This window comes from Paenibacillus phytorum, from assembly GCF_013141715.1.
Classification (GTDB): Bacteria; Bacillota; Bacilli; order Paenibacillales; family NBRC-103111; genus Paenibacillus_E; species Paenibacillus_E phytorum.
Map to the genome: position 1 here is coordinate 63,937 of NZ_WHOA01000085.1, position 14,537 is coordinate 78,473.

The following is a 14,537-nucleotide window of genomic DNA, read 5'->3' on the forward strand; positions in this document are numbered from 1 at the left end:
TTATACTATGGAATAAATTGATATTTCTCAAAGATGGTGGTATACATGCGCAAACCTGACCGAACGAGTAAAAAACCTCTCTATCAACAGATCTCAGATGAGATGGAGAGGAGTATTATACATGGCGAATATCCGCCTGGAAGTTTCTTGCCTTCTGAACGTAAACTAGCCGAACGACTGGAAGTAAACCGAAGCACCGTCGTACAGGCCTATGAGGAATTACGTGCAAGAGGAATAGTCGAAAGTATCAGCGGAAGCGGTACCATGGTCAGCAACCATATTTGGGGTATTAGGCCTAATTTAACACCTAATTGGCGTCAATATGTCGAAGGTGGCACTTTTGCCCCCAATCTTCCATATATCCGCCGGGTCCGTGAGGTTCTACGTGAACGAGAATCAATCATTGACTTTGCTAGTGGCGAATTATCTGCCGACTTATTCCCCAATGATGCGATTAAGCAAATAATGAAGGACATTCCTTTCGAAGCCTACTTAGGATATGACGATCCTAGTGGGTATTTGCCGCTTAGAGAGACTCTTGTAGGTTTTCTGGAGGAAAGATTACGTATTCGAGCGACAGAAGCTTCCATCCTTATCACCTCCGGCTCACAGCAATCTCTGTATTTGATTATGCAATGTTTGTTAGCTCCTGGGGATGCGGTTGCCATTGAAGACCCGTCTTATTACTATTCTTTGTCTATGTTCCAATCTGCCGGGCTCCGCATTTTTCGCTTACCCGTAAAAGAAGATGGCATCGAACCCGAAGACATTATGAATTTGTACCGCCAACATCGCATTCGCATGATTTTCTTGAATCCGAACTATCAGAACCCGACAGGGACGATCCTTCAAGCATCTAAAAGAGAAGCCTTGCTGAAGATCGCCGCAGAACTCGGTATACCCATCGTAGAAGATAATCCTTTCAGCCTTACTTCTTTGATCATTGTCCTCCTGATACGTTGAAATCCATCGATACTCACGGTTCCGTACTCTATGTCGGTTCCTTATCCAAGGTTGCAGCTTCAGGATTACGGATCGGTTGGTTGGTAGCTCCCCAGGCTGTCGTACAACGATTAGCGGATGCTCGCCAGCAAATGGACTTTGGCCTAAGCATTGTCCCACAGTGGCTTGCTAATAAATTTCTGGGATCGGATTTGTTTGATCAACATATACACTTCCTAAGAGACTCCCTTTCTCTGAAGCAGCATGTCATGATTCGATCCCTTCAGCAAGAATTGCCTGATCAAATCAGCTTTACTCCGGCTCGTGGAGGTCTAAATTTATGGTGCACCATCAAGGACAAGCTTGACGATCAGAAGTTATTGGAGGAAGCGATAAAACGAGGGGTTGTATTTATGCCAGGAACTGTATTTGGTTCTGAGCCAGGACATCTAAGATTATGCTTTGCTCGTCCCTCAATGGATGAGATCGCGTCTGGCATATCCAAACTAGCTCAGGCTTTTCATGCATTAACACAGAAATGTTAAAAGGATTGTGAAAGCTGCCCTTCGCTATTTACATAGGAAGGGCAGTTTTTTATTTTAAAAATTTGTGCTTCCAGTCCTTGACATTGCAGATCAGCTCTCATATAATAAAAAATGTAAGTAAGTACTTGCATTAAAGAAGGGTAGATCAATGAGCAACAATCCAAGTACGAGTGATAAACTTCTGTTAGCAACAATCGATCTCATGGCGGAAAAAGGGTATGATGGCACGACTACTAAGGAAATCGCTGCTGCTGCTGGAGTGAACGAAGTCACGCTTTTTCGCCATTTCGGCACGAAAGAGAAGCTGTTAGCAGCTGCCTTCAACCGTTATCACTATGCCTTAGAGATGACAAAGCTTTTTAACGAATCTTTGACAGGCGAGCTGCATGAGGACCTTCTTATTATCAGCCAAAAGTATCATTATCTCATGAATCGGAATAGAAAACTGTTTCAGATTATTCAAAAAGGAAGCAGCAGTCTCCCTCCAGAAGTATATCAGGAGGCCCACCGCCATCCTCAGGAACTTAGGAAGCTATTAACGAATTATTTGGTTTCCATGTCTGAGCAAGGTAAAGTGATAACTTCAAAACCTGACATACAGGCATATGCTTTCATGTTGATGAATCATGGTGCGTTCAATAGCAACTTTTCTCCCATAGATTTGGACGAATTTATTGAAGAAAGCGTGCGGTTATTCGCTAGGGCATTAACTCCCTAGCTTTTTTAAAAGCCACAATGCAAGTATGTGCTTGCATTCATTCAAAGGAGCGATAAACCATGAATTCTGAAACAATGCTGCAAAAAGGTCCTATCTTAATGCGATTATTGCTGTTTACCGTTATGATGTCATCGATGAGCGCCCTAATGTTTAACGTTGTGCTCCCGCAAATCAGCGAGGAGTTTCATCTTACCCTTGCCCAGGTGAGCTGGCTGTCATCCGCCTATACGCTTATCTACGCGTTTGGAACCGTGACTTATGGGAAACTTGCGGACAGATTCCAACTGAAGAGCCTATTGACGTTCGGACTGACATTGTTTGCGGCGGGTTCTCTAATGGGGCTCGTTTCACAAACTTTCTGGTTCGCTCTACTCGGAAGGTGCCTGCAATCTGCAGGTGCCGCGGCTATTCCGGCAATTGCATTGATTATCCCTGTAAGGTATTTTTCACCTGAAAAGAGAGGCTCCGCATTAAGCATGACAGCCGTCGGGATTGCGCTCGGAAGCGCTCTTGCACCTGTTATTTCCGCTACTATCGTCAGCTTTGCGAATTGGAGATGGCTGTTTCTGCCTTCCCTATTAATTTTATTATTGCTGCCGCTGTATCGAAAATATCTCGAGCATGAAGTGAAACAAGCTCCGCGCAAATTCGATTGGCTTGGCGGAAGCTTGCTCGCCGCATCCATTGCGCTGCTTCTGCTAGGGGTCACAAATCGATCATTGTGGTATTTGGTTATCGGTTTAGCAACCTTAAGCCTCTTCATCGTACGAATTCGTACCGCCGAAGAACCTTTTATCCAACCTCAGTTGTTTCGTAACAAGAAGTATACCATCGCAATAACACTGGCGTTTCTCATTAGTGGCATAGGCATCTCCTTGTATTTTTTAACTCCGATTCTGTTTTCACAAGTTTATCATCTTGGTTCCAATTGGATTGGTTTCGCCATGGTCCCTGCTGCGGCAGCCTCAGCACTTCTAGGGAGAAAAGGCGGGAAACTGGCTGATCTGAAAGGCAATTCATACCTATTTTCTGTTGCTTCCGGTTCTTTAATTACTTGTTTTGTCTTGTTGTCCATCTTTACAGGAATCTCGCCTCTATGGATTTCATTCTTTTTGATTTTTGGTAACGTAGGCCAATCTTTCTTGCAGATTGCCATGTCCAATTCCGTTTCAAGATCATTGCCCAAAGATCAGGTTGGCGTGGGCATGGGTCTTTTCTCGATGGTCAGTTTTATAGCCCAAGGAATAGCTGCAGGCGTTTACAGTATTGTGGTTGCACAGGGTCCCTCCGTTCATTGGAATCCGTTAAATGTCGATCCGAACAGTTACCTATACAGCAATTTTTATCTCGTTCTTGCCGCAATGCATGTGGGGATCTTGTTCTTCTACCACTTGCAATTCCGTACCAAGAAACCAAGCGTTGCAATTGAACATTGAACAAATCACGATTAGGGGAGGGAACATAAAGATGAATGGTAATGTGAGGCAAATTTTTATCGACCAATTGCTTTCATGGCCAGAAGTAACTCAGCAGCCACACCGTTTCGGAGGGATTGAATTTCTGTTTATCGGAAAAGAAATTGGTCATCTACATGGAGATCCTCTAGTCGACTTGCTCATGCCAAAATCGTTTCGCGATCAGCTTATAGTTTCAGGGCGTGCGCAGCCCCATCATATGTATCCTGATTCTGGTTGGGTATCGGTTTATTTAACGTCAAATGAGGATGTTACTAACGCCATTGAACTTCTACGATTCAAGTATGATTATCTAGTGGCAAATCGAAATGAATAATGATAAGAGCACTCCATATTATTTTTAGTTTATTGTCGATGGAGAACCCTCAGGCATTTTGCCTGAGGGTCTTTCTGTATGCATGATTATCAACAGTGTTTGCTATTCTCCAAAATGTCGGATTGGCAATCAAGTACATGGAGTAAAATTTCAAAATATTGGCATTCTAATAGAATGTAACCATTCAATCTGACCCGTACAGTAGGTGATCATATAGATAAGTACAAAAAGCAAGAGAAATGGTTAATATGGCTCTGTATCATCGTCGCTTCTCTCATGCTTCTTTCCTGGCTCCGACAGATGATCGCATATTCGAAATAAATGCTTTCCCAAGCAATTTTCAAACTGAAAAGGAGTACATCACATATGACTTATGATCCCGTGCTTTATAGCCGAATGCTAACAGAGCTCACATTCGCCTTCCATATTATCTTCGCTACCGTAGGTGTCGGTATTCCGATCATGATCGCATTCGCCGAATGGTCTGGCATTAAGCGAAACGATCCTTACTACCTGCTTCTTGCGCGGCGCTGGGCCCGCGGCTTCGTTATTACCGTTGCTGTTGGTGTTGTCACTGGAACCGCTATAGGTCTCCAGCTCAGCCTGCTGTGGCCGAGCTTTATGCGCGTTGCGGGCCAAGCTATTGCCTTGCCTTTGTTTATGGAGACCTTTGCATTTTTCTTTGAAGCAATATTCTTAGGCATCTATCTATACACTTGGGATCGATTCCGCAAGCCCATCACTCATTTTCTGCTCAGTATTCCGGTCATGCTCGGATCCTCAGCGTCTGCTTTTTTTATCACAACCGTTAACGCATTTATGAATACCCCGCAGGGCTTTAAGCTGAACAACGGCTCCATTACAGACATTAAGCCACTTATAGCCATGTTCAATCCCGCTACTCCAACGAAGGTCGCACATGTGCTTTCTTCTGCATATATGACTAGCGCCTTCGTCCTTGCGGCGATAGCTGGCGCTGCTTTGCTTAAGAAGCGCGATTCGCTCTATCACCGTAAAGCACTCAAGCTAACGATGATTGCTGCTCTTATTTTCTCGATTACAACTGCACTCATTGGAGATCTTTCCGGGAAATTTTTGGCCAAATACCAACCCGAGAAGCTGGCTGCCGCTGAATGGCATTTTGAGACGGCTAGACAGGTGCCGCTTGTTCTAGGGGGGATTTTAACAGAAGATCATCAGATTAAATACGGGTTGAAAATCCCATTCGCCCTAAGCATTCTAGCTCACGATAACCCGAATTCCGAAGTTCAGGGCTTAAATGAAACACCTGTTGCTGAGCGTCCCCCTCTTATTGTTCATTACTACTTTGATTCGATGGTCACGATAGGCATCTTCCTTACGGTTCTTTCTATGGCATCTGTTTGGATGGTTTACAAATTAAAGAGTGTCCAATATCCAAGTTGGCTGTTGAGGTTGATCGTCCTTTCTGGCCCCCTTGCCATTTTGGGGATTGAATTGGGTTGGATTTATGCTGAGGTAGGCCGACAGCCTTGGATACTTCGAGGTTATATGAAGACCGTCCATGGAGCGACCACCTCCACACATGTGGATCTGATGCTCCTTTTGTTCTGCATCCTATATGTAGCGATTGGGTTAACTTTGGTCAAAGTGCTAAGGAAAATGTTCAAGAACAGTGATGTACAAGAAGAACTTAAGAGCAGAGGTATTGAGGGGGGACCTACACAATGAAGTACGAGTTAATCGGCATTACAGTCCTATGGATATTTCTGTACGGCTATCTGATCGTTGCTTCCATTGATTTCGGGGCAGGCTTCTTCAGCTATTACTCATACGCTACAGGAAAAAAACATCTCGTTGAAAACATCATCAAACGTTACCTATCACCCGTATGGGAAGTAACGAATGTTTTCCTAGTTTTTTTCTTTGTTGGCATAGTCGGCTTCTTTCCCGATAGCTCGTATTACTTTGGAACAGCCCTTTTGGTGCCTGGCAGCATCGCGATTGTGCTACTTGCGATACGCGGTTCTTACTATGCTTTTAGTATATATGGACAAATGCAAAAACAAAGCCACTTGTATACATTTTTGTATGGAGCAACCGGCCTCCTCATTCCTGCTTCCTTATCGACCGTCCTGACGATATCGGAAGGTGGCTATATGACAGAAGAGAATGGCAAGGTTATTTTACACTTTAGCAAGCTCTTCACAAGCTCCTATTCCTGGTCGGTTGTACTTCTTGCACTTGTTAGTGTTCTTTACATTTCTGCGATGTTTCTTTCCTACTATGCCAACAAAGCGCAGGATTATGAAGCACTTGAAATCGTCCGAAGCTACGCACTAGGCTGGAGTCCTCCAACAATCGTGTGCAGTATATTTGTTTTTTTCGCTATTCGCTGGCACAATCCGGAACATTTTCAAGCTATGCTTGATTTGTCTTGGATGTTCGTTGCTTCGTTACTATGCTTCTTGGGTGCGGTCTATCTGATGTTCAAACGAAAAAGCTTTGGCTGGGCATTTATACTTGTTATGCTGCAATTCGCCTTTGCTTTCTTCGGATATGGAGCTTCCCACTTGCCCTATATCCTTTATCCGTTCATTACCATTCACCAGAATTTCACGAACGATGCTATGGCTATCTCGCTAATTGTCGTTTTCCTTGCTGGATTATGTCTGCTTATTCCATCACTTGTTCTACTGATGCGACTGTTCCTGTTTGATGCTGAATATGTGCGAGGGAATCCCACCAAGAAAGGGTGATGATTATGGATTTCTTTCTGCTTATGATTGCGCCTCTTCTACTTGTGGCGTTTTCCCTCGGGATCTTATTCATGATGTTCTCAAGAGGGCAGGATAAGTTATAATCGAACTTAACTAAAAAAAAAGAGGATATGCAGTTGCATATCCCCTGGTCTATTCTCTATAAAAGTACTATCATTTTAACTCTTGAAAGTTAACAATATATTCATCTAATTTTTGACTAAGATCTACTACTTTCTCATGCGTAAAACTTCCGCGTATATACGCCTCTTCTATCATTTCAATGCGTAATGCTTCGATTTTTTCTAATAGCAGTAGTTCCATATCACTTATTCACACCAATTCTGTTCAATAATGGTTTGTATACCTATTATAAAACAGGATGCTATAAAAGGTAATGATTGGGTGGATAAACTTTATGACAAATTTGTGAAATATTATTTCAACATAGAATAATATTTCTGTTTTTTTGCGTCTTAATGTCATTTACTGTTGATGGGTAACTAACATTATCGAACATGGTTGGATGGAACGACAAAGTTGTATTTTATACAGCATTAAGCAAGCTAATCCGTGTTTATCCACGCGAATATTGTAAAAAATAACCAACGCAAAGTAGCTCTATTGCCTATAAAAAGGCTGAAATTATTTCAGAATGAGTGCCCATCTGGTTAAAGTGCATGCTGAGACGATGTTTTTCATCGCTAGAGTTGCGTATGAGCGATTAGGAGTGAGTGTAGCGATGAAATACATCGCTACACTTACTAGGATCACTTTGTTTTACCCACTAACTCCTAAAACAAGCCGCCGGCTATATGCCGGACGGCCTTGTGATAAGAGATTATTGGATGGATTGCAGATGCTCTTCGAGACGATCCCAAGTTTCAGTAATTCCTTGCTCCATTCCCATTTCCATGACAGTTTTGAGCGCTTCAGGTGAAGCGTATTTTGAGCGGCTGACAAGCTTCGTCTTGCCTTCAAATTCTACAAAAGTCATCGTTATGTGAGACGACGGCATACCCTCCGTTTCATTCCCTTCGGCATCCGAGAAGTAATCGACGTAAATGATTTTCTCCGCCTCAACGATTTCATCATAGACTGCTTTGCCCCAAGATTCGTATCCGTAAAAATCCCCTTGGTTCTGATCGATACACTTCATGCAGTAATGCCAGATACCGCCCGGACGAAAATCGACGTTGCAAACTGTAAGCGTCCAACCGCGAGGTCCCCACCAGTGCTTTAGATGCTCAGCCTCGGAGAATGCTTTGAATACAAGCTCGCGCGGCGCGTTAAAAACACGCTCCAAAATTAGTTCCTGACCATCTACCTTGGAAATCATTTTGTTTGACATTGAAAATCCTCCTAAAATTTAGTTTTGGTTATTTTGTTTGTTTTTCAGCTTCTGCAGGTAATTCTCCAGAGCGTCAAGTCGTTCATCCCAGACACTGCGGTAGGTTTCAAGCCAACTATCCAGTTCTTGAAATGGTTCCAAACGAAGTTTGTAGTTCCGGCGATTGGCAACAGCCTGCACCTCGACTAGTCCGGCCTCCAGCAGGACACGCAAATGCTTCGAGGCTTGAGGCTGGCGAAGTCCAAGGCCATCGGCGATATCCCCTACAGTCAAGGGACCCTCTAACAGGAGTTCAACAATGCGTAAACGGTTGGGTTCGGCCAGTGCGTTAAATGTTGTGTTATCCATGATGATGATTTCCTGTTCCAGTTCTAGTCAAGTCAGGCCACCTCGTTTCGTTAGCAAGTTACCTTATTTCTATTTACAATATACCTCAATCTGAATATTCCTGTCAAGGAATATTGCATAATTAATTTGTGAATTTGCTCGAGCAAGATTTGTATAAGACGAGTGGGCTCAATCCAATATACATTTATGCCTACCTACCCTTTACTGTACTTATGCTATGGTAGAAATGAATGCGCTGAGGGAACGACGATGCGTTATATAGCCGAAAAACGCCCGAAATCATGAGGAAGAGGAACGACGATACGTTATTTCGCGGTTTTTGCCTCCGGATCGTTCAAAATTGATCAATTAGCGCCCCCACGTTCCTCTCATTCGATTTCAAGCACAGATTTCCCAAAATAGCGAATCGACGTTCCGCTAATCTACATTATTTGGCGTAAAATCAACCATAAAATCAAAACAGAGGCAAAAAAAAGAAGTGCGCCTAAGTGAACGCACTTCTTTCTATTTCCAATAATTGAGATTAGTTAACCAAATTTTACGAATGAAAGTCTTGCCCGGAACGGACTTCTTTCACATAGCCGGCGCGAATGACAAAATCACCGAAATGCTCATTATCTTGCCGTTCCTTCGCATATTGATTAACAATCGGTCGCAGCGAATCCAGAATCTCCGCTTCGCCAATGTTTTCCTTATACAACTTGTTCAGTCGGTTTCCGGAATGTCCACCGCCCAAATACATGTTGTATTTGCCTGGTGCCTTACCAATGAACGCGATTTCCGCCAGCATTGGGCGGGCGCATCCATTTGGACAACCGGTCATGCGAATGACGATCTCTTTATCACCTAAACCGGCTTCTTCCAACATCGGCTCGATTTTATCGATTAAGCCGGGAAGGTAGCGCTCGGCTTCAGCCATCGCCATACCGCAAGTCGGCAGAGACACGCAAGCCATAGAGCTTCTGCGCAATGCGGAGTACTGAAGCCCATCCGCAAGACCGTATTCTTTGATCAACTCTTCGATCTTTTTCTTCTTCTGAGTGCTCACATTACCGATCACCAGATTCTGGTTCGCCGTAAGTCTGAAGTCCCCGGTATGCACTTTGGCAATTTCACGAAGTCCGGTCATCAGCAGGTAGTTATCCTCATCTTTAACACGACCGTTTTCAATAAACAGGTTAAAATGCCATTTCCCGTTATTTCCCTTCACCCAGCCATAGCGATCACCGTTATGATCAAAATGGTATGGACGCGCCGCTTCGAGCTTCCAACCTAAACGAGAGGTTAGTTCACCAACGAACCAATCAACGCCGCGGTCATCAATCGTATATTTAAAACGTGCATGCTTCCGCACAGAACGATCGCCATAATCCCGTTGAATCGTAACCGTCTTCTCTGCCAAATCTACCATTTGATCCGGCGTGATGAATCCAATCACTTGGGCTACTTGCGGGTAAGTCAACGGATCACCATGGCTCATCCCCATACCGCCACCGACGGATACATTGAAGCCTTTCAGACGTCCATCTTCAACAATAGCAATGAAACCCAAATCCTGCGAGAAGACATCCACATCATTGGAAGGCGGTACGGCAATACCGATTTTGAACTTACGTGGCAAATACACCTTTCCATAGATCGGCTCTTGCTCTACGCCATCTTGGCTGTCTACTACCTTTTCGCCGTCAAGCCAGATCTCGTGATAGGCTTTGGTCTGTGGATCAAGATGGTTGCTAACGCGGCAGGCCCATTCGTATACTTCAGCATGAACATCCGACTGGTAAGGATTCGGATTACACATGACGTTTCGGTTAACGTCACCGCACGCGGCTAGTGTGCTTAACAACGAATCATTCACTTCACGGATTGTCTTCTTCAAATTCCACTTCAGCACGCCGTGAAGCTGGAAAGATTGACGAGTTGTCAGACGGATCGTACCGTTAGCATACTTCTGTGCAACCTCGTCCATCATCAACCATTGCTCTGGCGTAACGACTCCGCCAGCGGCACGCACACGCAGCATGAACTGATAAGCCGGCTCTAGCTTCTGCTTCTGCCGTTCGTTACGCAGATCCCTGTCATCCTGCATATAGCTTCCGTGAAACTTCATCAAACGGTTATCATCCTCGGGGATGGACCCCGTAATTGCGTCTTTCAGAGTCTCTTCGAGACTCCCCCGCAAGTAATTGGTTCTTATTTTAATGTGTTCTACTTCGCTGTGCGGCGCACTGTTCTTTGAAAGTAAATTGTTTTCTGACATATTGGCCTTTCTCCTCTCGCGATCTTTGGGATTTGAACTTAGTAGACATCCCTCTGATAACGTTTTTGCTGTTGCATACGGGTCAAATACTCCGCTGCTTCTTCCGAGCTGAAACCGCCCTCTTGTTCAATAATTGCTGCTAGGGTCGCATGGACGTCGTGTGCCATTTTCTTTTCGTCACCACATACGTACACGATTGCCCCTTCTTGAAGCCATTTATAGAGCTCGGCGCTCTTCTCAAGCATCCGATGCTGCACATATACTTTCTGGTCGGTATCGCGGGAGAATGCAACATCCATGCGCGTCAACACGCCATCCTTAAGCCACTTCTGCCATTCAATCTGATAAAGGAAATCTGTGGAGAAGTGCTGATCACCGTAGAAGAGCCATGATTTGCCTTCAGCCCCAGTCTCTTCTCTTTCTCCTAGAAAGGCTCTGAACGGAGCGACGCCCGTGCCAGGTCCGATCATAATGATAGGCGTTTCCGAGTTCTCGGGAAGCTTGAAATTCGGGTTATTTTGAATGTAAACCGGCAGCGTTTCGCCAGACTTAATTCGCTCAGCGAGCTGCACGGAGCATACGCCGTAACGTTCTCTGCCTTGAGTCTCGTATCGTACCGTACGGACGGTAACGTGAACCTCTTCCGGGAAAGCTTTGGAACTGCTTGCAATCGAGTACAGTCGAGCAGGCATCTTCCGCAGGATCGCTACGAATTCGCCCGCTGGTACTCCCTTAAGGGAGTACTCCTGCACCAAATCTAATAGATCGCGCCCACTGGTGTACGATTTGAGATCTTGCTCACGTCCTGCAACCAACAACTCTTGCAGCCCATTGTTTGAGGTAAGCTTTGCCACTTGCTCCAGCAACGGCTTCGTCAATACAGTAATTTCATAATTATGAAGCAACGCCTCGCGCAATGAACGCTTCTCGCCGTTCTTATTAATAGTAACGAGTTCTTCGGCTTTCCAACCCATGGCTTCGATCAATTCGTCCACAAGGCGTGGGTGGTTCTCCGGATAGATGCCTAAGCAATCACCCGGTTCATACTGAAGATTGGATCCCTCTAGTGAGATCTCAATGTGACGGGTTTCGCGGTCTGATCCACGGCCATTCAGATTCAAATTCTCAAGAACCTCGGCTTGGAATGGATTTGTTCTCGAATATTCCGATTCTGTTCCACTTTCAACTGCTGCTCCGACGCTGCTTACAGCAATTGAGCCCGCTGAAGCTTCACTTAAAGAGCCTAATACGGAATTCATCCACTCTGCTGCTGGCTCATCGAAATCCACGTCGCAATCGACACGCGGCGCAAGACGTTTGCCGCCAAGCTCCTCCAGACGTTTGTCGAAATCCTTACCTGTTTGGCAGAAAAGCTCGTAAGATGTATCTCCAAGTGAAAGCACGGAAAACCGTAGATCCTCCAATTTAGGAGCTCTCTTGCTATGAAGGAATTCATGGAAGGAAATCGCGTTATCCGGTGGATCTCCTTCTCCGTGAGTACTCACTAGAACAAGCAAGTTTTGAATCTTTTTTAAGTTATTCGGTTTAAAGTCTGCCATCGAGGAGAGCGCTACTTGAAAGCCTAGCTCTTCTAGCTTTTTGGACATTTTCTTCGCTAACCCTTGAGATTTCCCTGTCTGTGATCCGAAGAGTACGGTCACCTCTTTAGAAATTACCGGCGCATTTGCCGCCAATGTTGCTAAGGGAGCTGCACCAGAAGCCGTCACTACAGCCGATCCTTGAAGTGCTGCAAGATACCCGTTCAGCCAGATTCGTTGTGTTTCCGTTAGTGTAGGAAGTAATCGATTAAGCAATTCTACTTGTTCCTGATTAAAAGGACTGTTTGTTACTTGAAGTACCAAGAATATCCACCTCTCATAGCCTGCAATGATATTAATTCCTATTATACATTTTTCGCATTATTTTCACTCTCTTGAAACTATCATGTATGTCGAAATTGGTCAATTAGAATGATCTTATGTGATCTATCAGTAATATTGATAAAGGGATAAATACCTTTTACCGGATGTCAAAAGTATAGACCGATATGAACAGTCATAGACGAATATTATAGGATACAGGAATTAAGCAGAGGAGCTTCGCTAATGAGATTTGTTACAGAAACGAGATTAAAACGATTGGAAGAATTGATTCAATTGATTCCTGAGTACGATGAAAGAAGCCACGCTATTCATCTGCTGAATTCGATTCGTAGTGATATTGATGATAACTATGCAGAAATTGAAAAACCGATCAGTTTAAGCGGCTTGAAACGACGGCCAAACGACCGAAAATAAGCGAAAAAATAGCAAAAAAACGAACCTCTAGAATTCCTTCTAAAGCTCGTTTCGCATTTTATTATTAAACCAAGTATTCGCGGCTACATCGCGTCCAGTATGATACCAGCCGTTTCCTCAATGGCTTTTTCAGTGACATCGATTACAGTACATCCAAGCTGCTTATACAAACCGAATGCATACTCCAGCTCTTCCGCCACTCTTTCTAACGCCGAATATTTAGCGCCAAATGGCAGCCCAACTGCTTTCAGCCGTTCTGTACGGATCTTAACAAGCTGTTCAGCGCTCATCGTCAATCCGATCAATTTACTTTTGTTAAGCGTAAACAACCCTTGCGGAGGCTTTACTTCAGGAACTAATGGATAGTTGGCTACTTTATATCCTTTATGCGCCAAATAAATACTTAGCGGTGTTTTCGACGTCCTTGAAACGCCCAACAGAACAATATGAGCTTGTTTTAGAGCGCTTGTGTCTTTACCGTCATCGCTTTTGACTGCAAACTCGATCGCTTCGACCCGCTTATAATATTCTTCGTCCATTTGGTGCAGCAGCCCTGCTTTCCTTTTGGGAGAATCATTAAAAGTATCAATGAAAGCTTGCATAACAGGACCTAGGATGTCGATGCTGGTCACGTTTAATCGAATCGCTTCTTGACGCATCATCTCTCTTAATTCTGGAAGAACCAGCGTGTAAACAACAAAACTGCCAAGTCGGGAAGCTTCCTCCATCATACTTCGGATTTCTTCCTCCGTACGCATAGTTCCAAAACGCCTTACATGAACTTGACTGGCGTTAAACTGACGAATTGTCGCTTGAACAACCGTGTTTGCCGTTTCCCCAACCGAGTCCGAACAAACGAATATCGTATGGACTTTCTCCTCCACCCGTGAATACCTCCTAATTCGCAGCTAGTTCCAACATTAATTTGGTCATAGTTGTTTTCGTTATTCGTCCGATAACGCCATCTTTGTCTTGTTCGGCATCCAAACTCACGACTGGCAAACTGTCAACTTGATGATGAATCATTTTGCGCGCTGCATCAATGACGTGGTCCTCTGGACTTACGGTAACAATGTTCGGGTGTCTCGTCATCACAAGACTAATCGGCATGGAAGGAGCACCCGCATTGCCTAACGTTACCTTTAGCAAATCTTTTCTAGAGACAATGCCAACTAATGCCCGATTACTGCTCACAATCATCAGAGTACCCACATTCTCAAGGAACAGAGAGACAACGGCATCATTCACCGTAGCTGTTTCTTGAAGAACGACAGGTAAACCCATAACATCTTTCACATAAATGCCATCAAGCTTTTTGTACGATGATTCCTCACGTTCCAGTGTTTTGCCGAGAAAATAACCAACCTTTGGCTTCGCATCCAAATAACCTAGCATAACAAGCAGGGCAAGGTCGGAACGAATAGTAGGACGAGCGATTCCGAGCATTTCAGCTAGGTGTTCTCCGGTAATCGGAGCATGTTTTTTTACACGTTCAATGATTTCCATTTGACGGGATGTAAGTTCTATCGTATTTCCCTCCCCGAACT

The 14,537-nt window shown here is 44.3% G+C and carries 14 protein-coding genes and 1 pseudogene; 8 read left to right on the forward strand and 7 right to left on the reverse strand.

All coding sequences use genetic code 11. From position 1 onward, the window contains the following. Positions 1-45 precede the first annotated feature (45 nt). The 7 genes and pseudogenes from pdxR to cydS all read left to right on the forward strand — a co-directional run bounded on the left by pdxR (position 46) and on the right by cydS (position 6,838). Positions 46-1,487 (forward strand): annotated as a pseudogene (gene pdxR, locus GC098_RS11030) (MocR-like pyridoxine biosynthesis transcription factor PdxR). Positions 1,488-1,635: 148 nt separating this feature from the next. Continuing rightward, entirely contained in the window at positions 1,636-2,205 is a 570-nt protein-coding gene (locus GC098_RS11035; protein ID WP_171643213.1) for a TetR/AcrR family transcriptional regulator, read from the forward strand. Between the two features lie 59 nt (positions 2,206-2,264). Further along, positions 2,265-3,641: an MFS transporter gene (locus GC098_RS11040; protein ID WP_171643214.1), complete on the forward strand. Its 1,377-nt coding sequence runs from the start codon at positions 2,265-2,267 to the stop codon at positions 3,639-3,641. Between the two features lie 31 nt (positions 3,642-3,672). Next, positions 3,673-3,996: a luciferase domain-containing protein gene (locus GC098_RS11045; protein ID WP_171643215.1), complete on the forward strand. Its 324-nt coding sequence runs from the start codon at positions 3,673-3,675 to the stop codon at positions 3,994-3,996. A 366-nt stretch (positions 3,997-4,362) separates the two neighbouring features. Next, a complete protein-coding gene (locus GC098_RS11050; RefSeq protein ID WP_171643216.1) occupies positions 4,363-5,706 on the forward strand; it encodes a cytochrome ubiquinol oxidase subunit I in 1,344 nt (447 codons plus the stop codon). Continuing rightward, positions 5,703-6,734, forward strand: coding sequence for a cytochrome d ubiquinol oxidase subunit II (locus GC098_RS11055; RefSeq protein ID WP_171643217.1), 1,032 nt, complete (start codon positions 5,703-5,705; stop codon positions 6,732-6,734). Before GC098_RS11050 ends, GC098_RS11055 begins: the two co-directional genes overlap by 4 nt. Positions 6,735-6,739: 5 nt before the next feature. After that, positions 6,740-6,838: a cytochrome bd oxidase small subunit CydS family protein gene (gene cydS / locus GC098_RS41540; protein WP_376769369.1), complete on the forward strand. Its 99-nt coding sequence runs from the start codon at positions 6,740-6,742 to the stop codon at positions 6,836-6,838. Between the two features lie 70 nt (positions 6,839-6,908). On the opposite strand, the gene GC098_RS11060 is transcribed toward cydS, so the two are convergent. The 5 genes from GC098_RS11060 to GC098_RS11080 form a co-directional block, all read right to left on the reverse strand. After that, positions 6,909-7,058 carry an aspartyl-phosphate phosphatase Spo0E family protein gene (locus GC098_RS11060; RefSeq protein WP_171643218.1) on the reverse strand — a complete coding sequence of 50 codons (150 nt, stop codon included), beginning with the start codon at positions 7,056-7,058 and terminating at the stop codon, positions 6,909-6,911. Positions 7,059-7,575: 517 nt separating this feature from the next. Further along, positions 7,576-8,085 (reverse strand): SRPBCC domain-containing protein, encoded by a 510-nt coding sequence (locus tag GC098_RS11065; RefSeq protein ID WP_171643219.1) that lies wholly within the window; start codon positions 8,083-8,085, stop codon positions 7,576-7,578. Positions 8,086-8,103: 18 nt separating this feature from the next. Further along, positions 8,104-8,433 carry an ArsR/SmtB family transcription factor gene (locus tag GC098_RS11070; RefSeq protein WP_171643220.1) on the reverse strand — a complete coding sequence of 110 codons (330 nt, stop codon included), beginning with the start codon at positions 8,431-8,433 and terminating at the stop codon, positions 8,104-8,106. A 538-nt stretch (positions 8,434-8,971) separates the two neighbouring features. Next, positions 8,972-10,693 carry an assimilatory sulfite reductase (NADPH) hemoprotein subunit gene (gene cysI, locus GC098_RS11075; RefSeq protein WP_171643221.1) on the reverse strand — a complete coding sequence of 574 codons (1,722 nt, stop codon included), beginning with the start codon at positions 10,691-10,693 and terminating at the stop codon, positions 8,972-8,974. A 38-nt stretch (positions 10,694-10,731) separates the two neighbouring features. Beyond that, complete coding sequence (locus GC098_RS11080; RefSeq protein WP_171643222.1) at positions 10,732-12,555, reverse strand: assimilatory sulfite reductase (NADPH) flavoprotein subunit; 1,824 nt, start codon at positions 12,553-12,555, stop codon at positions 10,732-10,734. Between the two features lie 243 nt (positions 12,556-12,798). Between GC098_RS11080 and GC098_RS11085 the strand changes: the two genes are divergently transcribed. Further along, positions 12,799-12,990 (forward strand): hypothetical protein, encoded by a 192-nt coding sequence (locus GC098_RS11085; RefSeq protein WP_171643223.1) that lies wholly within the window; start codon positions 12,799-12,801, stop codon positions 12,988-12,990. An 83-nt stretch (positions 12,991-13,073) separates the two neighbouring features. Here GC098_RS11085 and GC098_RS11090 read toward each other — a convergent pair whose 3' ends face one another. After that, complete coding sequence (locus GC098_RS11090) at positions 13,074-13,874, reverse strand: pyruvate, water dikinase regulatory protein (protein ID WP_171643224.1); 801 nt, start codon at positions 13,872-13,874, stop codon at positions 13,074-13,076. 13 nt (positions 13,875-13,887) lie between these two features. Then, the gene (locus GC098_RS11095) at positions 13,888-14,496 is read right to left on the reverse strand and encodes a helix-turn-helix transcriptional regulator (RefSeq protein ID WP_171643225.1); all 609 of its coding nucleotides are present in this window, start codon (positions 14,494-14,496) and stop codon (positions 13,888-13,890) included. Between the last annotated feature and the right edge of the window lie 41 nt (positions 14,497-14,537).